The organism is Streptomyces sp. NPDC004609, from assembly GCF_042873655.1.
GTDB lineage: Bacteria > Actinomycetota > Actinomycetes > Streptomycetales > Streptomycetaceae > Streptomyces.
Window position 1 is genome coordinate 23,630 of sequence record NZ_JBIALS010000009.1, and the last position, 23,216, is coordinate 46,845.

At 70.9% G+C, this 23,216-nt stretch carries 20 protein-coding genes and 1 riboswitch; of the genes, 8 read left to right on the top strand and 12 right to left on the bottom strand.

Going from position 1 to position 23,216, the window contains the following annotated elements:
• Nucleotides 1-42: 42 nt before the first annotated feature.
• Entirely contained in the window at nt 43-1,548 is a 1,506-nt protein-coding gene (locus ACFYT4_RS11685; protein WP_389267391.1) for a gamma-aminobutyraldehyde dehydrogenase, read from the bottom strand.
• A 220-nt stretch (nt 1,549-1,768) separates the two neighbouring features.
• Here ACFYT4_RS11685 and ACFYT4_RS11690 point away from each other — a divergent pair, with 220 nt between their 5' ends.
• Nucleotides 1,769-2,332 (top strand): NADAR family protein, encoded by a 564-nt coding sequence (locus ACFYT4_RS11690; RefSeq protein ID WP_389267392.1) that lies wholly within the window; start codon nt 1,769-1,771, stop codon nt 2,330-2,332.
• A gap of 92 nt (nt 2,333-2,424) precedes the next feature.
• On the opposite strand, the gene ACFYT4_RS11695 is transcribed toward ACFYT4_RS11690, so the two are convergent.
• Nucleotides 2,425-2,973 carry a DUF4190 domain-containing protein gene (locus tag ACFYT4_RS11695; RefSeq protein WP_389267393.1) on the bottom strand — a complete coding sequence of 183 codons (549 nt, stop codon included), beginning with the start codon at nt 2,971-2,973 and terminating at the stop codon, nt 2,425-2,427.
• Between the two features lie 370 nt (nt 2,974-3,343).
• Here ACFYT4_RS11695 and ACFYT4_RS11700 point away from each other — a divergent pair, with 370 nt between their 5' ends.
• Nucleotides 3,344-4,369: an adenosine deaminase gene (locus tag ACFYT4_RS11700; RefSeq protein ID WP_389267394.1), complete on the top strand. Its 1,026-nt coding sequence runs from the start codon at nt 3,344-3,346 to the stop codon at nt 4,367-4,369.
• A 155-nt stretch (nt 4,370-4,524) separates the two neighbouring features.
• On the top strand, nt 4,525-5,241 hold the full coding sequence (locus ACFYT4_RS11705) for a glycerophosphodiester phosphodiesterase (RefSeq protein ID WP_389267395.1): 717 nt from the start codon (nt 4,525-4,527) through the stop codon (nt 5,239-5,241).
• A gap of 493 nt (nt 5,242-5,734) precedes the next feature.
• On the opposite strand, the gene ACFYT4_RS11710 is transcribed toward ACFYT4_RS11705, so the two are convergent.
• Nucleotides 5,735-7,174 carry a gamma-aminobutyraldehyde dehydrogenase gene (locus ACFYT4_RS11710; RefSeq protein WP_389267396.1) on the bottom strand — a complete coding sequence of 480 codons (1,440 nt, stop codon included), beginning with the start codon at nt 7,172-7,174 and terminating at the stop codon, nt 5,735-5,737.
• 175 nt (nt 7,175-7,349) lie between these two features.
• Between ACFYT4_RS11710 and ACFYT4_RS11715 the strand changes: the two genes are divergently transcribed.
• The 5 genes from ACFYT4_RS11715 to ACFYT4_RS11735 all read left to right on the top strand — a co-directional run bounded on the left by ACFYT4_RS11715 (nt 7,350) and on the right by ACFYT4_RS11735 (nt 11,959).
• On the top strand, nt 7,350-7,865 hold the full coding sequence (locus tag ACFYT4_RS11715) for an Lrp/AsnC family transcriptional regulator (protein WP_389267398.1): 516 nt from the start codon (nt 7,350-7,352) through the stop codon (nt 7,863-7,865).
• Nucleotides 7,850-9,238, top strand: coding sequence for an aspartate aminotransferase family protein (locus ACFYT4_RS11720; RefSeq protein WP_389267399.1), 1,389 nt, complete (start codon nt 7,850-7,852; stop codon nt 9,236-9,238). Before ACFYT4_RS11715 ends, ACFYT4_RS11720 begins: the two co-directional genes overlap by 16 nt.
• A 237-nt stretch (nt 9,239-9,475) precedes the next feature.
• Nucleotides 9,476-10,204: an ABC transporter ATP-binding protein gene (locus ACFYT4_RS11725; protein ID WP_389267527.1), complete on the top strand. Its 729-nt coding sequence runs from the start codon at nt 9,476-9,478 to the stop codon at nt 10,202-10,204.
• A complete protein-coding gene (locus tag ACFYT4_RS11730) occupies nt 10,186-11,346 on the top strand; it encodes a hypothetical protein (protein WP_389267400.1) in 1,161 nt (386 codons plus the stop codon). The genes ACFYT4_RS11725 and ACFYT4_RS11730 overlap by 19 nt, the downstream gene beginning before the upstream one ends.
• Before the next feature lie 100 nt (nt 11,347-11,446).
• Nucleotides 11,447-11,959 carry a nuclear transport factor 2 family protein gene (locus ACFYT4_RS11735; RefSeq protein WP_389267401.1) on the top strand — a complete coding sequence of 171 codons (513 nt, stop codon included), beginning with the start codon at nt 11,447-11,449 and terminating at the stop codon, nt 11,957-11,959.
• A 576-nt stretch (nt 11,960-12,535) separates the two neighbouring features.
• Here ACFYT4_RS11735 and ACFYT4_RS11740 read toward each other — a convergent pair.
• The 9 genes from ACFYT4_RS11740 to rpsB form a co-directional block, all read right to left on the bottom strand.
• A complete protein-coding gene (locus ACFYT4_RS11740; protein ID WP_389267402.1) occupies nt 12,536-13,558 on the bottom strand; it encodes an ABC transporter ATP-binding protein in 1,023 nt (340 codons plus the stop codon).
• Complete coding sequence (locus ACFYT4_RS11745; protein WP_389267528.1) at nt 13,558-15,177, bottom strand: ABC transporter permease; 1,620 nt, start codon at nt 15,175-15,177, stop codon at nt 13,558-13,560. Before ACFYT4_RS11745 ends, ACFYT4_RS11740 begins: the two co-directional genes overlap by 1 nt.
• Nucleotides 15,178-15,236: 59 nt before the next feature.
• On the bottom strand, nt 15,237-16,361 hold the full coding sequence (locus ACFYT4_RS11750; protein ID WP_389267403.1) for a thiamine ABC transporter substrate binding subunit: 1,125 nt from the start codon (nt 16,359-16,361) through the stop codon (nt 15,237-15,239).
• An 82-nt stretch (nt 16,362-16,443) separates the two neighbouring features.
• Nucleotides 16,444-16,554: riboswitch (TPP riboswitch) on the bottom strand.
• A 228-nt stretch (nt 16,555-16,782) separates the two neighbouring features.
• Nucleotides 16,783-17,892, bottom strand: a complete 1,110-nt coding sequence (rlmN, locus tag ACFYT4_RS11755) for a 23S rRNA (adenine(2503)-C(2))-methyltransferase RlmN (protein WP_389267404.1) — start codon at nt 17,890-17,892, stop codon at nt 16,783-16,785.
• Nucleotides 17,893-18,065: 173 nt separating this feature from the next.
• Entirely contained in the window at nt 18,066-19,247 is a 1,182-nt protein-coding gene (locus tag ACFYT4_RS11760; RefSeq protein WP_389267405.1) for a phosphatidate cytidylyltransferase, read from the bottom strand.
• On the bottom strand, nt 19,247-19,804 hold the full coding sequence (frr, locus tag ACFYT4_RS11765) for a ribosome recycling factor (RefSeq protein ID WP_389267406.1): 558 nt from the start codon (nt 19,802-19,804) through the stop codon (nt 19,247-19,249). Before frr ends, ACFYT4_RS11760 begins: the two co-directional genes overlap by 1 nt.
• A gap of 161 nt (nt 19,805-19,965) precedes the next feature.
• On the bottom strand, nt 19,966-20,760 hold the full coding sequence (pyrH, locus tag ACFYT4_RS11770) for a UMP kinase (protein ID WP_389267529.1): 795 nt from the start codon (nt 20,758-20,760) through the stop codon (nt 19,966-19,968).
• 268 nt (nt 20,761-21,028) lie between these two features.
• The gene (gene tsf, locus ACFYT4_RS11775) at nt 21,029-21,874 is read right to left on the bottom strand and encodes a translation elongation factor Ts (RefSeq protein ID WP_389267407.1); all 846 of its coding nucleotides are present in this window, start codon (nt 21,872-21,874) and stop codon (nt 21,029-21,031) included.
• Nucleotides 21,875-22,011: 137 nt separating this feature from the next.
• Entirely contained in the window at nt 22,012-22,959 is a 948-nt protein-coding gene (gene rpsB, locus ACFYT4_RS11780; RefSeq protein ID WP_389267408.1) for a 30S ribosomal protein S2, read from the bottom strand.
• Nucleotides 22,960-23,216: the final 257 nt, after the last annotated feature.

Below are 23,216 nucleotides of genomic sequence, written 5' to 3' on the forward strand. Positions count from 1 at the left end.
CGCTGTGCCCTTTCGGATGGAGGCCGCCGTGAGGCGGACCGGCTATCTGTCCCCGAAGACGGTGCGGTGCCAGTCCTTGCGGACTTCGGCGGTGTTGTCGAACATCACATGCTTGACCTGCGTGTACTCCTCGAACGAGTACGCCGACATGTCCTTTCCGAAGCCGGATGCCCGGTAGCCGCCGTGCGGCATCTCGCTGATGATCGGGATGTGGTCGTTGATCCAGACGCAGCCCGCCTTGATCTCCCGGGTGGCGCGTCCGGCGCGGTAGACGTCCCTGGTCCAGGCGGAGGCGGCGAGGCCGTAGGGGGTGTCGTTGGCGAGCGCGATGCCCTCGTCGTCGGAGTCGAAGGGCAGGATCACCAGGACCGGGCCGAAGATCTCGGACTGGACGATCTCGCTGTCCTGGGCCGCGTCGGCGATGAGCGTGGGCAGGTAGAAGGCGCCGCCGTTCTTCGGCGCCTCGCCGCCGGTGACGACGGTGGCGTACGCCCGGGCCCGGTCGACGAAGCCGGCGACCCGGTCGCGCTGGGCGTGCGAGACGAGCGGGCCGAGGTCGGTGGAGGGGTCGAAGGGGTCGCCGAGACGGACGCCCGCCATCACATCGGCGATGCCTTCGCGCAGCTGCTCGTAGAGCGGACGCTGTACGTAGACCCGGGTGGCGGCGGTGCAGTCCTGGCCCGAGTTGATGAGCGATCCGGCGACCGCGCCCTGGACGGCCGCCTCGGGGTCGGCGTCGTCGAAGACGACGAAGGGGGCCTTGCCGCCCAGTTCGAGGTGGAGCCGCTTCACGGTGGAGGTGGCGATCTCGGCGACCCGCTTGCCGATCGCGGTGGAGCCGGTGAAGGAGGTCATGGCGACGTCCGGGTGACCCACCAGATGCTCACCGGCGTCCCGGCCCGCGCCGGAGACGACGTTGACGACCCCCTCGGGGATGCCCGCGTCCGTGGCCGCCTGCGCGAACATCAGCGAGGTCAGCGGGGTGATCTCGGCGGGCTTGAGCACGATCGTGTTGCCCGCGGCGATCGCGGGGAGGACCTTCCAGGCCGCCATCTGGAGCGGGTAGTTCCAGGGGGCGATGGAGCCGACGACACCGATCGCCTCACGGCGTACGTACGAGGTGTGGTCGCCGCTGTACTCACCGGCCGACTGGCCCTGGAGGTGGCGGGCCGCCCCCGCGAAAAAGGCGGTGTTGTCGACCGTGCCGGGCACGTCGAACTCGGTGGAGAGCTTGATCGGCTTGCCGCACTGGAGGGACTCCACCCGCGCGAAGTCGCCCGCCCGCTCCGCCAGCACGGCCGCGAAGCGGTGCAGCGCGTCGGAGCGCTCCCCGGGGGTCGCCCCGGACCACTGGGGGAACGCGCCGCGGGCCGCTGCGACCGCCGCGTCCACGTCCTCGGTGCCGGCCAGCTCGTAGCGGTGGACGGCGTCCCCGCTCGCCGGGTCCACGATCTCCTGGGTGCGCCCCGAGGTGCCGGGCCGCAGTCGCCCGCCGATGTGCTGCGCGCCGTCCGCGAAGCGGTCCAGCACTGGGAATCGGTCACCCATGACGCTCTCCGTTGTCCCGGCCCGTGAGCCGTCGCCCTGATGTCGCCGTTTGAATGTCGAACTAGCGTGAATTGAGTGCCGATCCTGACAGAGCAACACTTGGTCAACAAGTGATTCCGTAGTTGCCTTTTGGTTACGCGACGGAATCGGTCGACCATGTGTCGCGTCGGGCGCCCAATACCCGTACGGAGTGTCAGTGGTGGATGCGAGACTCGCGTGCATGGGGATGAATGAGCTGATCCAGCAGGTCAGCAGCGGTGAGCGAGTCACGTACCTGCACTTCTGGGGGCACACCCCGCGCGCGGACGGGCGCCTCGGCCCGAGCTGCCTCAGCCAGTGGTGGCCGTCACCCTTCGTGGTCGACGGCGTGCGTTATGCCACCGCGGAGCACTGGATGATGGCGGCCAAGGCTCGGCTGTTCGGGGATCCGGAGGCCGAGCGGCAGGCGATCGACGCCAAGAGCCCGGCGCAGGCGAAGAGCGCCGGACGGCTGGTGCGCGGATTCGACGAGGAGGTCTGGCAGCGCGAGCGCTTCGGCATCGTCCGGTCGGGAAGTCTGCACAAATTCGGCCAGGACGGCGGTCTGCGGGACTTCCTGCTCGCCACGGGCGAGCGCGTGCTGGTGGAGGCGAGCCCCCGGGACCGCGTCTGGGGCATCGGCCTCTCCGCGAGCAGTCCCCGGGCTCACGACCCCGCGCAGTGGCGCGGTCTCAACCTCCTGGGCTTCGCCCTGATGGAAGCGCGCACCTCACTCCGGGAGGCCGCCGAGACCGCCCGCGGCTGACCCGGACCGCCCGGGCCGGGGGCGGCACCCCGTCCCGTGGGCCCGGGCACATCAGGTGCGTCCGGCGCCTCGGGACCGGCACCGGACGGAACTCAGCGCGGGCCGCCCGGATCGCCGATCACCAGCGAGTTCGCATACGGATCGTCGTACTCGCCCACCCGGTCCCTCTCATCCGCCGCCGACGCGATCAGCGCCCACAGCAGGATCACGATGAAGGCCAGCCCGATGAGCATGCCGATCGAGCCGAGGATGATGCCCGCCAGCGCCTGACCGGGATTGGTCGCCTCGCCCCGCCCCGCGCGCTTTCTGCCGATGATGCCGAAGATCAGCGCGAGCACACCGAGGACGAGTCCGACGACCCCGTAGAGACAGAACAGCGCGACCGAGAGGATGCCCAGCACCATCGAGGCGACACCCATGTTGTTCTGCGCGGTCGCGCCGGGCGCCCAGCCGCTCTGGGGATAGCTCTGGTATCCGGGGTACGGGGTGTACGCGCCGTACGGATCACCCGTGCCGGGAACGGTGTGGGCGGTGCCCGGGGCGCCCGGGTAGCCGTAGGGCTGCGCGGGCCCGCCCGGCGCGATCGGCGGCGGCGGGACCGCGCCCGTGTCGGCACCGGGCATCGAGGTCATCGTCGGCATGTCGTGCACATGCGGGCTCGCACCGGCCTGGGACGGGCTCGGGTACGAAGGGAGATCCGGACCCGGACCCGGGTGCGCGTAAGGAGAAGCGCCCGGTGCCGGTGTCGGGGCCGTCCCGGCGGCGGGCTTGTCCAAAGGCACCCCGCCCTGCCCGGACGCCCCGGAACCCGTACCGGCGCTGTCGCTCCGCGCCGGGCTGCTGTCCGGCGGCGCCCAGGGATCACGGTCGCGCGGCTCGTGTCCGCCCTGATGATCTGACATGGCTCTCCCCCGATCGTCGTCCTGTCATGCTACGGCGTAGGCACTCACCGGGGACCGGCCGCCTACCATGATCTCGACCCATGTGGCCGATCACACCCGGAGGACCCAGATGACCGACCTGCACCCGTTCATCGCAGGACTTCCCAAGGCCGAACTCCATGTCCACCACGTCGGGTCCGCCTCCCCCCGCATCGTGGCCGAACTGGCCGCCCGCCACCCCGGCTCCAAGGTCCCCACCGACCCGGAGGCGATCGCCGACTTCTTCACCTTCACCGACTTCGCGCACTTCATCGACGTCTACCTCTCGGTCGTGGACCTGGTCCGCACCCCGGAGGACGTACGGCTGCTCACCTTCGAGATCGCCCGGGACATGGCCCGGCAGAACATCCGCTACGCCGAACTGACCGTGACCCCCTTCAGCTCGACCCGGCGGGGCATCGACGAGAAGGCGTTCATGGACGCCATCGAGGACGCCCGCAAGGCCGCCGAGGCCGAACTGGGCGTGCTGCTGCGCTGGTGCTTCGACATCCCCGGCGAGGCGGGGCTCGACGCCGCCGAGGAGACCACCCGGCTCGCGGTGGACCTGCGGCCCGAGGGACTGGTGTCGTTCGGCCTCGGCGGTCCCGAGGTCGGAGTGGCCAGGCCGCAGTTCAAGCCGTACTTCGACCGTGCGATCGCGGCCGGGCTGCGGTCCGTGCCGCACGCCGGTGAGACGACGGGCCCGCAGACGATCTGGGACGCCCTCACCGAACTGCGGGCCGAGCGCATCGGCCACGGCACCAGCGCCGCCGAGGACCCGCGGCTGCTGGCCCACCTCGCCGAGCACCGCATCCCGCTGGAGGTCTGCCCGACCTCGAACATCGCCACCCGGGCCGTCGCCGATCTCGAACTCCACCCGATCCGGCGGATGATCGAGGCCGGCGTGCTGGTCACGGTCAACAGCGACGACCCGCCGATGTTCGGCACGGACCTCAACAGCGAGTACGGGGTCGCCGCCCGCCTTCTCGGCCTCGACGAACGCGGGGTCGCCGAACTGGCCAAGAACGCGGTGGAGGCGTCGTTCCTCGACCCGGCGGGCAAGGCGCGGATCGCCGGCGAGATCGACGCGTACACGGCGCAGTGGCCGGCGAGCTGAGCGGCGGCGAAGGCCCGGGGACGCGTCCCGGGGACGGGCGGACGCCCGCCCCCGCGACCGGGTACGGCACGGGCCGGGGAGCCGGCTTTCCGGCGCGCGTTCCGGGCGGGCCTTCCGGCAGACCGGCGGACCGGCCCGCCCGCGACAATGGGCCCATGCGTACCGTCACCGCCGTAGGGCACCGAGGCGATCCGTACCGCGTCCGCGAGAACACCCTCCCCTCCCTCCGGTCGGCCGTCGAGCGAGGCGCCGACGCGGTGGAGATCGATGTACGGCTCACCCGGGACCGGGTGCCCGTGCTGCTGCACGACGCCACGCTGAAGCGGCTGTGGGGACACGACCGCCCGCTGGCGGAGCTGACGTACGAGCGGGTGCGGGAGCTGACGCGGGACGGAGTGCCGACGCTGCGGGAGGCGCTGGACGCGCTGGACGCGCTGGGCGCGCACCGGGTGATGATCGACCTGCCCGGGGCCACCCGGGAGTCCGTCCGCACGGTCGTCGGCACCGTCCGCGAGTGCGGCGCGGCGGAGCGGGCGTACTACTGCGCGGGCCCGGTGACCATGCTCGCGGTACGGACCGCCGACCCGACCGCCGAGATCGCGCTGACCTGGACATCCCTGGCGCCGCCGCGCCCGGCGCTCATCGACGCGGTACGGCCGCGCACCCTCAACTACCGCTTCGGGCTGATCAGCCGCCAGCTCACCGACCGCGTCCACCGGGACGGAATGCTGGTCTCCGCGTGGACCGCCGACACCCGGCGGACCATGCGGAGGCTGATCGGCGCGGGTGTCGACTCGATCACCACCAACCGTGTCCACACGCTGAGTTCCCTGCTCCGCGCCCCCGACTCCTCCGGCGCCCGGCCGTCATGAGCCGCCGCCGGTGGCGCGGTCCGGCGCGGTGGGCCGCGAGCCGCAGCGGCCCCGGGGCCGGGTCACGACCCGGGTGCGGCGGACTCGGATGCGACCGACTGTGTATACGGGCGCGGGCACGGAGAACGGGCGCGGACGGGAACGGGCCCGGGAACCGGTGACGAGGACGGCGGCACGGCACATGGACCGGCTGCGAACAGAGCGGGCAGGTTCTCCCGTATCCACTGCGGCACGGTCGCCGGTTCCTCGGCGTCGTGGACGGCCCAGGCCGCCAACAGCCCATAGGTGGCAAGCGGGTTCATCCGGCCACGACACCGAGCCGCCGCGCGCCTCCCGGTTGCTTCACCGAGTCGTTTGGGACGTACGGCACAAGGGGCGGCCGGAAGGCCCCGCCATGACGAAGGGGGCGAGGTGGAGGAACCACCCCGCCCCCTTCAGGGACCGGAACACCGGCGGGCGAACGCCCGTGCGCGGGCGCCCGCCCGCCGTCGCCCTACGCGTCCAGCGACGTCATCACGTGCTTGATGCGCGTGTAGTCGTCGAAGCCGTACGCCGACAGGTCCTTGCCGTAGCCGGACTTCTTGAAGCCGCCGTGCGGCATCTCGGCGACCAGCGGGATGTGGGTGTTGATCCAGACGCAGCCGAAGTCCAGGGCCTTGGACATCCGCATCGCCCGGCCGTGGTCCTTCGTCCAGACCGAGGACGCCAGCGCGTACTCGACGCCGTTGGCCCACTCCAGGGCCTGCGCCTCGTCCGTGAAGGACTGGACGGTGATGACCGGGCCGAAGACCTCGTTCTGGATGATCTCGTCGTCCTGCTTGAGGCCGGAGACGACGGTCGGGGCGTAGAAGTAGCCCTTGTCGCCGACGCGCTGGCCGCCGGCCTCGACCTTGGCGTGCGCCGGGAGGCGGTCGATGAAGCCGCTGACCTGCGCGAGCTGGTTGGCGTTGTTCAGCGGGCCGTAGAGGACGTCCTCGTCGTCGGGCGCGCCGGTCTTCGTCTCGGACGCGGCCTTGGCCAGCGCCGCGACGAACTCGTCGTGGATGGACTCCTGGACGAGGACGCGGGTCGCGGCCGTACAGTCCTGTCCGGCGTTGAAGTAGCCCGCGACCGCGATGTCCTCGACGGCCTTGGCGATGTCGGTGTCCTCGAAGACGACGACGGGCGCCTTGCCGCCCAGCTCCAGGTGGACACGCTTGACGTCCTTGGCCGCGGAGGCCGCGACCTGCATGCCCGCCCGTACGGAACCGGTGATGGAGGCCATCGCCGGGGTGGAGTGCTCGACCATGGCGCGGCCGGTGTCACGGTCACCGCAGATGATGTTGAAGACGCCCTTGGGCACGATCGAGCCGATGATCTCGGCGATCAGGACGGTGGAGGCGGGAGTGGTGTCCGAGGGCTTCAGCACCACGGTGTTGCCGGCGGCGAGCGCCGGGGCGAACTTCCACACGGCCATCATCATCGGGTAGTTCCACGGCGCGACCTGCGCGCAGACCCCGACCGGCTCGCGGCGGATGATGGAGGTGAAGCCCTCCATGTACTCACCGGCGGAGCGGCCCTCCAGCATCCGCGCCGCGCCCGCGAAGAAGCGGATCTGGTCCACCATCGGCGGGACCTCTTCGGTGCGGACCAGCTCCAGCGGCTTGCCCGTGTTCTCCGACTCGGCGGCGATGAGGTCCTCGGCCCGCTCCTCGAACGCGTCCGCGATCTTGAGCAGGACCTTCTGACGCTCGGCCGGGGTGACGTCCCTCCACGCGGGGAAGGCGGCCTCGGCAGCGTCCATGGCCGCGTCGACGTCCGCCTGCCCGGAGAGCGGTGAGGTGGCGTACGCCTCGCCGGTCGCCGGGTTGATGACGTCGATCGTCCGCCCGTCGGCGGCGTCCCGGAACTCCCCGTTGATGTAGTTGCGCAGACGACGCAGCTCGGTGGTCACTGTGGCCACCCTCCTGTCTGATGTCCGAATGGGTGGGTCCACCCAGGTTCACCCAGCCTAAACGCACGAGTGACGCTTTCGACAGCCCCGACCCACCTCATCTTCGGATTCAGTGATATTTGATGCCGTCAACAACGAATTTCATCGCTCAGGGCTTGCAAGACGGACGCTACCGGTGCACAGTGAGGGTGTGGCCAGCCGAAGCGCAGACTCCAGGAACGGGAACGCCGGGAATGCACAGCCCCCGACGATCGACGCCGTTTCCCTCGCGATCATCGAGCAGCTCCAGGAGGACGGTCGCCGTCCGTACGCCGCGATCGGCAAGGCCGTGGGCCTGTCGGAAGCAGCCGTACGGCAGCGCGTCCAGAAGCTGCTCGACCAGGGCGTCATGCAGATCGTCGCCGTGACGGACCCGCTCACCGTGGGCTTCCGCCGCCAGGCGATGGTCGGCATCCGTGTCGAGGGCGATCTCGATCCCGTCGCCGAAGCGCTGACCGCCATGGCCGAATGCGAGTACGTGGTGATGACCGCGGGCTCCTTCGACCTGATGGTGGAGATCGTCTGCGAGGACGACGACCACCTGCTCGAAGTGATCAACAAGCGGATCCGCGCGCTCCCCGGTGTGCGGTCCACCGAGAGCTTCGTGTACCTCAAGCTCAAGAAGCAGACCTACATGTGGGGAACCCGATAGCCGTGAGCAAGGACCGCAGCGACTTGTCAAAGTCCGCCTACGACCACCTGTGGATGCACTTCACCCGCATGTCGTCGTACGAGAACGCCCCCGTCCCCACCATCGTCCGCGGTGAGGGCACGTACATCTACGACGACAAGGGCAAGCGCTACATCGACGGCCTCGCCGGCCTCTTCGTGGTGAACGCCGGACACGGCCGCACCGAGCTGGCCGAGACCGCGTACAAGCAGGCCCAGGAGCTGGCCTTCTTCCCCGTGTGGTCGTACGCCCACCCCAAGGCCGTCGAACTGGCCGAGCGGCTGGCGAACGAGGCCCCCGGTGACCTCAACAAGGTCTTCTTCACCACCGGCGGCGGCGAGGCGGTCGAGACCGCCTGGAAGCTCGCCAAGCAGTACTTCAAGCTCAAGGGCCAGCACACCAAGTACAAGGTCATCTCGCGCGCGGTCGCCTACCACGGCACCCCGCAGGGCGCCCTGTCGATCACCGGTCTGCCCGCGCTCAAGGCGCCCTTCGAGCCGCTGGTCCCCGGCGCGCACAAGGTGCCGAACACCAACATCTACCGCGCCCCGATACACGGCGACGACCCCGAGGCCTTCGGCCGCTGGGCCGCCGACCAGATCGAGCAGGAGATCCTCTTCGAGGGCCCCGAGACCGTCGCCGCGGTCTTCCTGGAGCCGGTGCAGAACGCCGGCGGCTGCTTCCCGCCGCCGCCCGGGTACTTCCGGCGCGTCCGCGAGATCTGCGACCAGTACGACGTACTGCTCGTCTCCGACGAGGTCATCTGCGCCTTCGGCCGGCTCGGCACGACGTTCGGCTGTGACAAGTTCGGCTACGTCCCGGACATGATCACCTGCGCCAAGGGCATGACCTCGGGCTACTCCCCGATCGGCGCGTGCATCGTCTCCGACCGGATCGCCGAGCCGTTCTACAAGGGCGACAACACCTTCCTGCACGGCTACACCTTCGGCGGCCACCCGGTCTCCGCGGCCGTCGGCATCGCCAACCTCGACATCTTCGAGCGCGAGGGCCTCAACCAGCACGTGCTGGACAACGAGGCGAACTTCAAGGCCACGCTGGAGAAGCTCCACGACCTGCCGATCGTCGGCGACGTCCGCGGCACCGGCTTCTTCTACGGCATCGAGCTGGTGAAGGACAAGGTCACCAAGGAGACCTTCACGGACGAGGAGACCGAGCGCGTGCTCTACGGCTTCCTCTCCAAGGCGCTCTACGACAACGGCCTGTACTGCCGGGCCGACGACCGCGGCGACCCGGTCATCCAGCTCGCGCCGCCGCTGATCGCCGACCAGTCGACGTTCGACGAGATCGAGCAGGTGCTGCGGAGCGTCCTCACCGAGGCGTGGACCAAGCTCTAGAGCCTTAGGGACCACGGCTTCCCGAAAGCCCCGCCCGAGCCCGGCAACGGCCCGGGTGCGCCCATCCGAGTGGATGGAGCGCACCCGGGCCGTGTGCTTCCCCGGACCTCGCATCCGGCTGCCTAGCGTTACCCCTACGCCATAACGGGCGTGGGGGGACCCCCAGTGACCGATCAGCCCTGACCTCGTTCCCCCGTGCGGGGGACGACCGATCTGATCAGAACCGAGGTGCACGCCATGGTGGCCCCACCGGACAACGATGTGATCCGGGCACGCTCGCTCCACCACACCTACAGCGGCTCTCTCACGCTCGCGGGTGTCTCGCTCGGCGTGCGCGAGGGCGAGATCCTCGCCGTGAGCGGCCCCCGCGGCAGTGGGAAGACGACACTGCTGCGCTGCCTGTCGGGGCAGCTCGTGGCCGACGAGGGCGAGGTGTGCTTCCTCGGCTCACCCGTGCACACCCTGTCGGCGCTCCACCGCGAGCGGCTGCGCCGGGAGCGCTTCGGCTGGATCGGTCCCGAGCCCTTCCTCGTACCGGAGCTGACCGTGTGGGAGAACGCGGCCCTGCCGCTGCTGCTGTGCGGCACCCCCCGGCGGCGCGCCAAGACCGCCGCCCTGGAGTGGCTGGAGCGCCTCGACATCGACGCGTACGCCCAACAGCGCCCGTACGCCCTGACCCAGGCGCAGCGCCAGCGGACCGCGACGGCGCGAGCGCTCGTCGCCGAGCCGGCCGTGCTGTTCGCGGACGAGCCCACGGCGACCCTGCACCGCGCGGACCGCGCACACGTGCTGCGTACGCTGCTGGCCGCGGCCCGTTCGCACCGGATCACGGTGGTGCTCGCCACCCATGACCCGGAGGTGGCGGCGCTCGCCGACCGCATGGTGACACTGGTGGACGGCCGCCGCGTCAGCTCGCTGGCGGCCGCCGACGCGGAAGGGCGGGCCGAGTGCTCGCTCTCCGCCTAGCCCGTGGCGCCCACCCCCTGATCCTGCTGCGCCGGCTGATGGTCGCGGCGGCATCGGCGGGGGTCGGCTTTCTCCTCCTGAGCGCTCTGACGTACGCGCTCGCCCACCCCGGTGAGTCGTCGGCTTCGCTGCTGCGGCTGTCGTGGTGTCTGATCCCGCTCGCCGCGACGGTGCACTTCGCCGTCGCCGTGGCGCGTACGGATCCGAGCACCCGCCCGCGTTCCGGTCTGTCGGCGGTCGGGCTGGGCCCCGGACGGCTCGCGCTGCTGGCGGCGTCCTCCACTGCCGTGTCCGGCACCCTCGGCAGCATGGTCGCGCTGCTGTTCTTCCTCCATCTGCGCGGCGATCTGACGGGCCTCCCGTTCGACGGCGCGGCGGCCGAACTGCTGGCCGCCGACGAGCCCCTCCCGCTCGCCGCCGCGCTGACCCTGCTGGCGCTGGCGCCGCTCGCCGCGACGGTGGCGGCGGCGCTCACCCTGCGAACGCGCCCCGCCTCGCCCGAGCCCGCCGACTCCGGCGGACCGGCCGAACCCGTGAGCGCGCCCGGGGGCCTGCCCTGGGGCTGCGCGCTGACGGCGGCGGGCCTGGCGATCGGAACGTACGCGGGCCGCACCCACGCCGGCGGTTCGCTCCCCCTGCCCGGCGAGCTCGACGCGAACCCCGTGGGCGTCCTCGTGGGCTGGGCGCTCACCGCCATGGGCCTCGCGCTCGCGGGCCCCGCGCTGACCCACTTCTGCGGCCGTCTCCTCCAGATGTTCCGGCCCGGCGCCCTCCGGCTGCTGGCGGGCCGCGTCCTCATGGAGGAGTCCCTCAGGATCGGCCGCCCGCTGGGCGTGGTGTGCGCGGTCGCCTCCGCCGTGATCGCGGCCTGGACGCTGTACGACGCGGGCTCGCGCCCCTTCGGCCCGCTGACCGGCCTGGGCGCGGCGCTGGTCGTCGCCTGTACGACGGCCACTCTGCTGATCACCGCGCTGGAGGCCCGGGCGGCCAGGGCGGCCACCGTTCAGCACCTGCGGCGGCTGGGCGCCCCCGCCAGAGCGCTGCGGTCCGCCGCCGTGCTCCGGGTGGCGGTCCTGCTGCTGGTCTTCACACCGCTGACCTGGGCGGTGGCAACGCTGGCGGCGGTCCCGCTGAAGGGCTGAGGAGTCCGCGTGCGGTGGGCATTACCTCGCGGGTAATCGACCGTCGTCCCGTTCCCGCGCAGGATCGTCCCCGTAGCCGCCGCTCGAAGGGGACGAGAAGATGACCACCGCACCGGACACCGCCCTCACCGCCCGGACCACCGCAAACACCGCGGACACGGCAAGCACTACGGACACAGCAGGCACCGCGGCGGGCACCGCGACCGCCACCGCCTCCACCCGTGCCGCCGTCGGGGAACTGCTGGCCCGGATCCAGGAGGGCTCGCCCGAGCGCGTGGCCGACCTGTTCGCGGAGAAGGTCGACTGGCACATCGCGGAGAACCCGACCGTCCCCTGGATCCGCCCCCGCTCGACCCGGGCCGATGTCGCCGCCCACTTCCGCGAGCTGGCCGAGGGCCAGGTGCCGGTCCCGGAGGGGTGCTCCGTGGACGCGGTCGTCGTGGACGGCGAGGAGGCGATGATCAGCGGCCGGCTCATGGGCACGGTCACCACGACGGGCAAGGTCTTCCGCTCGCCCTTCGTGATGCGGGTGACGGTCCGGGACGGCCTGATCATCCGCTATCTGATCGTCGAGGACAGCCTGGCGATCGCGGCGGCGTGCGCGAGGGACTGAGACGGTCACCGGCGCCCTGGTGATCCGCCGCACCGTGCGATCCGCTGCCCGGCCAGGAGTACGTCCGGGGACTCACCGTCACAGCCGACGGCCCGGCCGGCACGGCGCACCGCCCGTGCGCCACCGTGACGGCGTACGACGCCCCGACCGGCTCGCCCCGCTTCGCCCTGCGCGGCCGGATCCTCGCCGACGGGCCCCTGCGCTAGGTGAACGCCATGCACGAGCAGGTGAACGGGGCCCGGCTCTACCCCGTCCCCGACGACTGAGTCACCGAGGCCGGCACCGTGGCCTTCTTCGGCGGCAGGCCCGGTCCGCCGCCGGTCGACTTCTCGTGAGCGCTCGGCTGCACACCGCTGACGCCGGGCCGTGAGGTGACCCTGCGGATGCCCCTGCAAAGCGGCCGGTACGCCCTGGCCGACTGGGTCCGCAGCCCGGTGGACGCCCGGCCGCTGACGGCCCGTGGCCAGGTGCTTCTCGTACGGGTGCCCTGACGCACCGGCCCGGGAGCGGGTGCCCCGGGGCCGCCGGCTGTCCGGCCCTGCCCACCGGGTGGCCGCCCCGCCCCCGGGGCCCGTGTCAGCCCAGCACCACCACGTCGTCGGCGGCGAAGACCACTCCCACCTCGGCCCCCGCCTCCGGCGCGTCCCGCAGCCCGGCCGCCGCCTCCAGGGGCGGCCCGCCGGAGGGCCTGAGCCGTATGGCCACGTGATGCCCCCGGAACGTACGCCCCTCGACCGTGCAGCGCAGCCCGTCCGCCGCATCCGTCAGCCGTACGCCCGCGGGCCGTACCAGCAGCCTGCACTCCCCGTCACGGGTGCCGTCCGGTACGGGGATCTTCCCCCACACCGTGGCCGCCGCGCCCCCGCTGACCGTCGCGGCCACCACATTGTCGAAACCGAGGAAACGCGCCACGAACTCGTCCGCGGGCCGCTGCCAGACCTCCAGCGGCGCTCCGGCCTGCGCGATCCGGCCGTCCCGCATCACGACGACCCGGTCGGCGAGCGCGAACGCCTCGCCCTGGTCGTGGGTGACGGCGAGCACGGTCGTGCCCAGCCTGCCGAACAGCTCCCGCAGCTCCACCACCAGCCGCTCCCGCAGGCCCCGGTCCAGCTGGCCGAGGGGCTCGTCCAGCATCAGCAGCCGGGGCTCCGGGGCCAGCGCCCGCGCCAGCGCGACCCGCTGCTGTTCCCCGCCCGAGAGTGCGGCGACCGCGCGGCGACCGGCGCCCGGCAGGCCCACCAGGTCCAGCAGTTCGGCGACACGGCGCTCCCGTTCGGCCCGCCCGGTGCCGCGCACACGCAGCCCGAAGGCGACATTGCCGCCGACGTCGCGCTGCGGGAAGAGCTGATGGTCCTGGAACATCAGGCCGACGCCCCGCCGGTGCACCGGCACGCCCGACTGGTCGGCGCCCGCGAGCAGCACCCGGCCCCGGTCCGCGCGCCGGAGCCCGGCCACGACCCGCAGCAGGGTGGACTTGCCGCTGCCGCTGGGCCCGAGCACACAGACGATCTCGTGCTCGGCGACCTCCAGATCCACCGCGTCGAGCGCCGTGCGCGCCCCGAACCGTACGGTCACATCATCGAGTTCGAGCAGGGCCATCAGAACTCCCCGGCAGAGGTGGTGCGGACGCGGATTCTCTCCAGCAACAGCAGCGCGCCCGCGCACACCGCCATCAGGATCGTGCTCAGGGCCATCGCCTGCCCGTAGTTGACTTCCCCCGGCCGTCCCAGCAGCCGCGCCACCGCCACCGGCAGGGTCGGATGGTCGGGGCGGGCGATGAACACGGTCGCGCCGAACTCACCGAGCGACACGGCGAAGGCGAAGCCCGCGGCGATCAGCAGCGCCCGCCGCACCAGCGGCAGATCGACCTCCCGCCACACCCGCAGCGGTGACGCCCCCAGCACGGCGGCGGCCTCGCGCAGCCGTCCGTCGACCGCCCGCAGGACGGGCAGCATCGTCCGTACGACGAAGGGCACCCCGACCAGGGCCTGCGCGAGCGGCACCAGGATCCAGGACGACCGCAGATCCAGCGGAGGCTCGTCCAGGGTGATCAGAAAGCCGAACCCGACCGTCACGGCCGACACCCCGAGCGGCAGCATCAGCAGCGCGTCGAAGCCCCGGGCCAGCCGCCCGGCGCGGCGGGTCAGCGCCGCCGCGGCCAGCCCGCCGACGACCACCGCGATCAGCGTCGCGACCAGCGCGTACCGCAGGGAGTTCCCGACGGCGTCGAGGGGCGGCACGAGGAAGACCCCACCGCGCTCGTCGATCGTGGCGAGAGCCCGGTAGTGGTCGAGCCCGTAGCCGCCGGGGGTGCTGAGCGAGCGTTCGGCCAGGACGGCGAGCGGGACCACCAGCAGCAGCGTGATCGTGCCGAGCACCGCGCCGAGCAGGGCCCACTGCCGTACGCCGCGCGGCCTGTGGGCGGTTCCGGCCGGGTCCACCAGTCTCAGCGCGGTCTCCCGCCGCCGTACGGTCCAGGCGTGCACGGCGAGTACGCTCCCGACGGCCGCGAACTGGACGAGGGTCAGGACGGCGGCCGTCCGCAGGTCCAGCAGTTGCGCGGTCTGCCGGTAGATCTCCACCTCCAGCGTGGCGTACGAGGGTCCGCCGAGGATCTGTACGACCCCGAAGGAGGTGAAGGTGAAGAGGAAGACCATCAGGGCGGCCGCCGCCACGGACGGCGCGAGCGCCGGGAGGGTGACCTTCCGCCAGGCCGCGAGGCGCCCGGCGCCCAGGACCCGCGCCGCCTCCTCCTGCCGCGGGTCGAGCTGGGACCACAGCCCGCCCACGGTCCGTACGACGACGGCGTAGTTGAAGAAGACGTGGGCGAGCAGGATCGCCCACACGGTGGTGTCGAGGCGGATGCCCCACAGGTCGTCGAGCAGCCCGCCGCGCCCCAGCAGGGCCAGGAAGGCGGTGCCGACGACGACGGTCGGCAGCACGAACGGCACCGTCACCACCGCCCGCAGCAGCCCCTTGCCGGGAAACTCGTAGCGGGCGAACACATAGGCGCCGGGCAGCGCGATCAGCAGGGTGAGCGCCGTGGAGGCGAGCGCCTGCCAGGAGGTGAACCAGAGCACGCCCTGGATGTCGTCGCGGCCGAGCACCTCGCCGATCCGGCCGAACCGCCAGACCCCGTCGGCCTCCAGGCCGCGGCCGACGATGGAGACGACGGGGTAGGCGAAGAACACGGCGAAGAACACGGCGGGCACGGCCATCAGGCCGAGCCTTACCGCGCTTCCGCGGATGTCCCGGACGCGGCCGGGCTCCGCCACCGCTACTTCACGACGAGCGAGGACCACGACTGAATCCACTGCTCCCGGTTGTCGGCGATCCTGTCGGGCGCGATGGTGCCCGGCTTGTCGACCACGGCCCCGAAGCGGGTGAACAGCTCCGGCAGCTTCGCCCCCTCCACCACCGGGTTGACGAACATGTTCAGCGGCATGTCCTCCTGGAACTTCTTCGAGACCATGAAGTCCAGCAGCGCCTTGCCGCCGTCCTCGTTCTTCGCGCCCTTCAGCAGCCCGGCGAACTCGATCTGACGGAAGCAGGTGCCGGTGGCGACCCCGGTCGGCGCCTCGGCCGGCTGCGGGTCCGAGTAGAGGACCTCGACCGGCGGGCTGGAGGCGTACGAGACGACGAGCGGCCGGTCGCCCTTGGCCTTCCTGCCGCCCGCCGAGCCGGAGAACTCCTCGTTGTACGCCTGCTCCCAGCCGCTGACGACCTTGACGCCGTTCGCCTTGAGCTTCTTCCAGTAGCCCTGCCACCCCCCGGCGTCCGCGCCCTGGGAGGAACCCTCGCCGTAGCGTGCCACCGTGCCGAGGACGAAGCCGAGGCCGGGGGACGACGTGGCGGCGTTCTCGGTCACGAGCAGGTTCTTGTACGCGGGCTTGAGCAGATCGTCGAAGGACTGCGGCGGTGCGAGCTTCCTGTCGGCGAAGTACTTCTTGTCGTAGTTGACGCAGATGTCGCCCGTGTCGACGGGCGTCACCCGGTGCTTGTCGCCGTCGAGTTGCACCGCCCGCGGAATCTCCGCCAGCCCCTTGGCCTCGTACGGGGTGAACAGCCCGTTGTCGAGGGCGCGCGAGAGGAGGGTGTTGTCGACGCCGAAGAAGACATCGCCCTGCGGGGAGCCCTTGGTGAGGATCTCCTTGTTGAGCGCCTCTCCGGCGTCACCGCTCTTGAGCACCTTGACGGTGTAACCGGTTTCCCGGGTGAACTCCTTGAGCACGGAGCCGGACGCGGCGAACGAGTCGTGCGTCACCAGCGTGACGGTCTTCGCCTTCGGTCCTTCGGCTCCGCCGGACGGCGAGTCCTTCGTCTCCCCGCCACAGGCGGTGAGGGTGGTGACGCCGAGCGCGGCGGCCAGCGCGGCGACCGTGATCTTCCTGGTGGTGCTCACTGGATCATTCCTCCTGGGGGTGGCCAGGAAGAGACGCGGCCCTGCCCGGTCCTCTGACGAGAATCCGGGCAGGGCGCAACAGCTTGAGTTACGACCGAACTTCCTACCCAGAATGACCTGGGCAAGGTTCAGAGGGTCTGCGGTCTGATGGGTACCGCACTCTCAGCGCTGTGGCGCTCCCCTGTCGGATGCATGCACGTGTTCGAGCCCAGAGTACAAGGCCGGGAGCGCGCGATGTCAGGTGCGGGTCATTTGTCCGCTCGGGGCGCGTCCGGGCACGGGGTGCCGGTACGAGTGACCGGTACGGGTGGCCCGGTCCGCGGGCCGCACCGTGGGCCGTACCGCGGGCCGGTGCGGTGGCAGAGGCGGTGTGGGGGTGCCGGTACGGGGCCGATCCCGGAGACCGGCCCCGGGGCCGAGGTCAGCGCTCGGTCGCGGCGAGCTGTCCGCACGCCCCGTCGATCTCCTGCCCCCGGGTGTCCCGCACGGTCACCGGTACGCCATGGGCGGCGATCGCCTCGACGAACGCCTTCTCGTCCTCGGGCCGGGACGCGGTCCACTGGGACCCCGGAGTCGGATTGAGCGGGATCAGATTGACGTGGACCCGCTTGCCCTTGAGCAGGCGGCCCAGCAGGTCACCGCGCCAGCCCTGGTCGTTGATGTCGCGGATCAGCGCGTACTCGATGGAGACCCGGCGGCCGGACCGGTCCGCGTACGCCCAGGCGGCGTCCAGGACCTCCCGTACCTTCCAGCGGGTGTTGACCGGAACGAGGGTGTCGCGCAGCTCGTCGTCGGGCGCGTGCAGCGACACGGCGAGACGGCACTTGAAGCCCTCGTCGGCGAAGCGCAGCATCGCGGGCACCAGACCGACCGTCGAGACGGTGATCCCGCGCTGCGAGATGCCGAGCCCGTCCGGCTCGGGATCGGTGAGCCGTTGGATCGCGCCCACGACCCGCTTGTAGTTGGCGAGGGGCTCGCCCATCCCCATGAACACGATGTTCGACAGCCGCGCCGGGCCGCCGGGCACCTCGCCGTCACGCAGCGCGCGCATCCCGTCGACGATCTGGTGCACGATCTCGGCGGTGGACAGATTGCGGTCGAGCCCCGCCTGTCCCGTGGCGCAGAACGGGCAGTTCATCCCGCAGCCCGCCTGGGACGAGATGCACATCGTGACCCGGTCCGGGTACCGCATCAGCACGGACTCGACGAGGGTGCCGTCGTGCAGCCGCCACAGGGTCTTACGGGTCGTGTCGTCGTCACAGGAGATGTGCCGTACGACCGACATCAGGTCCGGCAGCAGTTCGGAGGCGAGCTTCTCCCGGGCGGCGGCCGGAATGTCCGTCCACTGCGCGGGGTCGTGCGCGTACCGCGCGAAGTAGTGCTGGGAGAGCTGCTTGGCACGGAAGGGCTTCTCGCCGATCGCGGCGACGGCGTCCCGGCGCTCGGCGGGTGTGAGATCGGCGAGGTGACGCGGTGGCTTCTTCGCTCCGCGGGGCGCGATGAACGTGAGCTCTCCCGGGGCGGGGGCCATGAGCGGATACTCCTCGTGAACGGTGCCGGTACCCCGCGTCGACGCGGAACACCGGTGTGATACCGAAGCCCGGGGACCTCACCGGACCACCCCCGCGGCCGCGGGGCAGAAAGGGCGCGCCGCCGTCCGGCGACACGCCCTTCCAGAGTACCGGGTCCGGCCGGCGGCCTCGGTCAGCCGCTACCGACGAAGATCACCAGCAGCAGCCAGACCACCGGGGCCGTCGGCAGCAGCGAGTCCAGCCGGTCCATGATGCCGCCGTGGCCGGGCAGCAGCGTGCCCATGTCCTTGATCCCGAGGTCCCGCTTGATCATCGACTCGCCGAGGTCGCCGAGGGTGGCGCTGGCCGCGACCGCGAGGCCGAGCAGCAGGCCCTGCCACCAGGTGCCGTCGTCGATGAGGAACTGCATGCACAGGGCGCCCACGGCCATCGCGAAGCCCACGGCGCCGAGCAGGCCCTCCCGGGTCTTCCCGGGGCTGATACGGGGGGCGAGCTTCCGCTTGCCGAAGCGCCAGCCCACCGCGTACGCGCCGGTGTCGCTGACCACGGTGAGCAGCAGGAAGGTGAGCACCCGCTCGGGACCGTCGTCCGCCGTGAGCATCATGGCCACGAACGTCGCGAGGAACGGCACGTAGAACGCGGCGAAGATCCCCGCGGTGACGTCCTTGAGATACCCCTCGGGCGGTTCCGTCATCCGCCAGACCAGGACGGCGAGCGCCGTGAGGGCCATGGCGACCCACGCGCCCTCCGCGCCGCGCGCGTATCCGGCGACCACCATCGCCGCGCCGCCCACGGCGAGCGGCACCAGCGGGGCCTTGATCTGCTTGCGCTCCTCCAGCCGTGAGGTGAGTTCCCACAGCCCGACCACGACGGCGACCGCTATGACGCCCACGAACAGTGCCTTGACGACAAAGAGCGAGGCGACGATGACCACGCCGAGACCGGCGCCGACCGCTATGGCCGCCCGCAGATCACGGCCTGCCCGCTTTCTGTCGCGGCCGGCCCCACCGCCGGCCCGCTTCCTCTTCGGCGGCTCCGGCTCGGGGGCCGGCTGCGGGCTGGGCATGGGCTCCTGCGGATGCTCGTCGCGGAACAGGGGGCCGCTCAGCCGAGCGGCCCCCCGGTCGCTGTCACGATCGTCACGGACCTGACGGCGGTCGCGATTGTCGCGGCCACCACGGTCTTCGGCGTCTCTACCTGCGTCGGGGAAGTCCGGCACGATGGGCATGGGCCGAGTCTGCTGTGCGTCATGCTGATCGTACGCGGGACCCGCCGAGACGAGGCGCTGGTCCGGCGGGCCCCCGCCTCCGACGTAGTCGGCCCTCCTCGGGGCCCCCCAGGAAGAGTCGTTCATCAGACTTCGAGCAGCTCGGCTTCCTTGTGCTTCAGCAGCTCGTCCACCTGCGTCACGTACTTCGCGGTGGTGTCGTCGAGCTCCTTCTCCGCGCGGCGGCCCTCGTCCTCGCCGACCTCGCCGTCCTTGATGAACTTGTCGATGGTCTCCTTGGCCTTGCGGCGCACGGCGCGGATCGAGATCTTCGAGTCCTCGGCCTTGCCCTTGGCGACCTTGATGTACTCGCGGCGGCGCTCCTCCGTCAGTTCGGGGAACACCACCCGGATGATGTTGCCGTCGTTGCTCGGATTGACGCCGAGGTCGGAGTCGCGGATCGCCTGCTCGATATTGCGCAGCGCGGTCTTGTCGAACGGGGTCACCACCGCCATGCGCGGCTCCGGCACCGAGAACGAGGCCAGCTGGTTGATCGGGGTCAGCGCACCGTAGTAGTCAGCCACGATCTTGTTGAACATCGCCGGGTGCGCACGTCCGGTGCGGATCGCGGCGAAGTCATCCTTGGCGACCAGGACGGCCTTCTCCATCTTCTCCTCGGCCTCGAGGAGGGTCTCTTCGATCACCACTTGCTCCTGCGTGTCTTGAGTAGGCCCGGCGTGCAACTATCCGGTCGGGCGGAACCTGTGTCGCGTCTTTCCTGCACGGTGTCCGACCGGCAGGACTTTGTCTATCCCGGATATCCTCGCGCGTCCGTCCCCGGACACCCTCGGACACCCCCCGGAGTTCAGGCCCGGGTGCCCTGGTCGCTCACGAGCGTGCCGATCTTCTCACCCCGTACGGCTCGCGCGATATTGCCCTCGGTGAGGAGTTCGAAGACCAGGATCGGGAGGGCGTTGTCACGGCAGAGGGTGATCGCGGTGGCGTCGGCGACCTTGAGGTCCCTGGCGATTACCTCGCCGTACTCCAGGGCGTCGAACTTCACCGCGTCGGGGTTGGTCTTCGGGTCGGAGTCGTAGACACCGTCGACACCGTTCTTGCCCATCAGCAGGGCCTCGGCGTCGATCTCCAGGGCCCGCTGGGCGGCGGTGGTGTCGGTGGAGAAGTACGGCATGCCCATTCCGGCGCCGAAGATGACCACACGGCCCTTCTCCAGGTGGCGCACGGCCCGCAGCGGAATGTACGGCTCCGCGACCTGGCCCATGGTGATGGCCGTCTGGACCCGGGAGTCGATGCCCTCCTTCTCCAGGAAGTCCTGGAGGGCGAGGCAGTTCATGACGGTGCCGAGCATGCCCATGTAGTCGGAGCGGGCCCGGTCCATTCCGCGGACCTGGAGCTCGGCGCCGCGGAAGAAGTTGCCGCCGCCGATGACGACCGCGATCTGGGCGCCGCTGCGCACGACCGCCGCGATCTCGCGGGCGATGGCGTGGACGACATCGGGGTCGACGCCCAGTCCCCCGCCTCCGGAGAACGCCTCACCGGAGAGCTTCAGCATGAAGCGTCCGGCATTCTTCACGTCGTGCTTCCCGTCGTGGTCGCTGTTGTCGCCGGCAGCCTGGTTGGCGTCCGCGCCCTTGTTCATGGAGATCTCCTCGTGCACATACGAGGAAGGCCATTGCCGGTGGGTGCTGGATGTCCCTGTCGGCAATGGCCTCCTCGTCAGATCTGCGGTCGTCCGGCGCTTCAAGGCAGTTGTGCCGCCTTGGGGCTCACGCGGCCGATGACTGCGTGAGAAACCCTATCGGGCTCCCGGATCGATCGCGTACTCGCCGTACTCGCGCCACCGCCCGCGTACTCCGTGTACCCGGCGCGTCGCTTTCCGGCGTTCTACGCGTACCTGGCGCGTCCGCTCAGGCGCCGACGCGGATGCGCGCGAAGCGCTTCAGCGTGACACCGGCCTCGTCCAGGACCTTCTTGACGGACTTCTTGTTGTCCTTGGCGAACGGCTGGTCGAGGAGGGTGACCTCCTTGAAGAAGCCGTTGACGCGACCCTCGACGATCTTCGGGAGGGCGGCCTCGGGCTTGCCCTCCTCGCGGGAGGTGGCCTCGGCGACCCGGCGCTCCTGCTCGACGACATCGGCCGGAACGTCCTCACGGGTGAGGTACTTCGGCGCGAAGGCGGCGATGTGCTGGGCGACGTCCTTGGCGATGGCGGCGGCCTCGTCGCCGCCCTTGTCCAGCTCGACCAGGACGCCGACCTGCGGCGGAAGGTCGGGCATGGTGCGGTGCATGTAGACGCCGACGTACGCGCCGGAGAACTGCGCGAAGCGGTCGAGGACGATCTTCTCGCCGAGGTTGGCGTTGGCCTCGTCGACGTACGCCTGAACGGTCTTGCCGGCCCCGATCTCGGAGGCGAGCAGGGCGTCGAGGTCGGCCGGGGAGGTCGCGGCGACGTGCTGGGCGAGCGTGTTGGCCACGGCCTGGAACTTGTCGCCCTTGGCGACGAAGTCCGTCTCGCACTTCAGCTCCAGCAGAACGCCGGAGGTCTTGTCCTCGGAGATGAGGGAGACGACGGCGCCGTTCTCGGCGTTGCGGCCCTCGCGCTTGGCCACGCCCTTCTGGCCCTTGACGCGCAGCAGCTCGACGGCCTTGTCGACATTGCCGTCGGCCTCGTCCAGCGCCTTCTTGCAGTCCATCATGCCGGCGCCGGTCAGCTCGCGGAGCTTCTTGACGTCAGCGGCGGTGTAGTTCGCCATGTCCTTGAGTCTCTTCTCGAAACGGTCGAAAGTCGAAGGTCCGCCGGAGATCCTCGGCCGACCTACGGGTGAGCGGCGGGGGCCGGTGCCTGTGGCACCGTCCCCCGCCGTCCTCACCTGCCGGAGCTGTGCGGTCTTCAGCCCTGCTCGGCGTCCGCGGCGGGCTTCTCCGCCTCGCCCTCGGGGGCCTCGGCAGCGGCGGGGGCCTCGGCGGCCGGAGCCTCGGCCGGCTTCTCGGCAGCAGGCGCGGCGTCAGCGGCGTCGGCAGCGGGCGCGGCGTCGGCAGCGTTCTCGGAGTCAGCCTTCTTGTCGCCCTCGAGAAGGTCGCGCTCCCACTCGGCGAGCGGCTCACCGGCCGCCTTCTCACCCGGCTTGGAGTCGCCGGTGGCGACGCCGGAACGGGCGATGAGGCCCTCGGCGACGGCGTCGGCGATCACCCGGGTGAGCAGGGTGACGGAGCGGATCGCGTCGTCGTTGCCGGGGATCTTGTAGTCGACCTCGTCGGGGTCGCAGTTGGTGTCGAGGATCGCGACGACCGGGATGTGGAGCTTGCGCGCCTCACCGACGGCGATGTGCTCCTTCTTGGTGTCCACGATCCAGACGGCGCTCGGCACCTTCTGCATCTCGCGGATACCGCCGAGGGTCTTCTCCAGCTTGGCCTTCTCGCGGGAGAGGACCAGCAGTTCCTTCTTGGTGAGACCGGAGGCGGCCACATCCTCGAAGTCGATCTGCTCAAGCTCCTTGAGGCGCTGCAGACGCTTGTAGACGGTGGAGAAGTTGGTCAGCATGCCGCCGAGCCAGCGCTGGTTGACGTACGGCATACCCACGCGGGTCGCCTGCTCGGCGATCGCCTCCTGGGCCTGCTTCTTGGTGCCGACGAACATGATGGAGCCGCCGTGGGCGACGGTCTCCTTGACGAACTCGTAGGCGCGGTCGATGTACGACAGCGACTGGAGCAGGTCGATGATGTAGATGCCGTTGCGCTCCGTGAAGATGAAGCGCTTCATCTTCGGGTTCCAACGACGGGTCTGGTGACCGAAGTGGACGCCGCTTTCCAGCAGCTCCCGCATCGTGACGACGGCCATGGCCGTATCTCCTTGGATTCTCGGTTTGTCCTGACGCCCCGACGCGCCTGCCGCAAGGGACCGAGGGGCGCGGCCACCGACCTGAGAGGTGTGCGGTGGCGGGGCGTGCGAAGTCGACCCGGTGACCCGGATCGCCAGAAGAAGTGTACGGGACCCTGGCGGCGGCGGGTGACGGCGCTGTCCACAACCGGTGGGTACTCCACAGATCCGGAGCATGATCCACTCGGTTGGCGACTGTGCGGGACGGTCTGTGCATG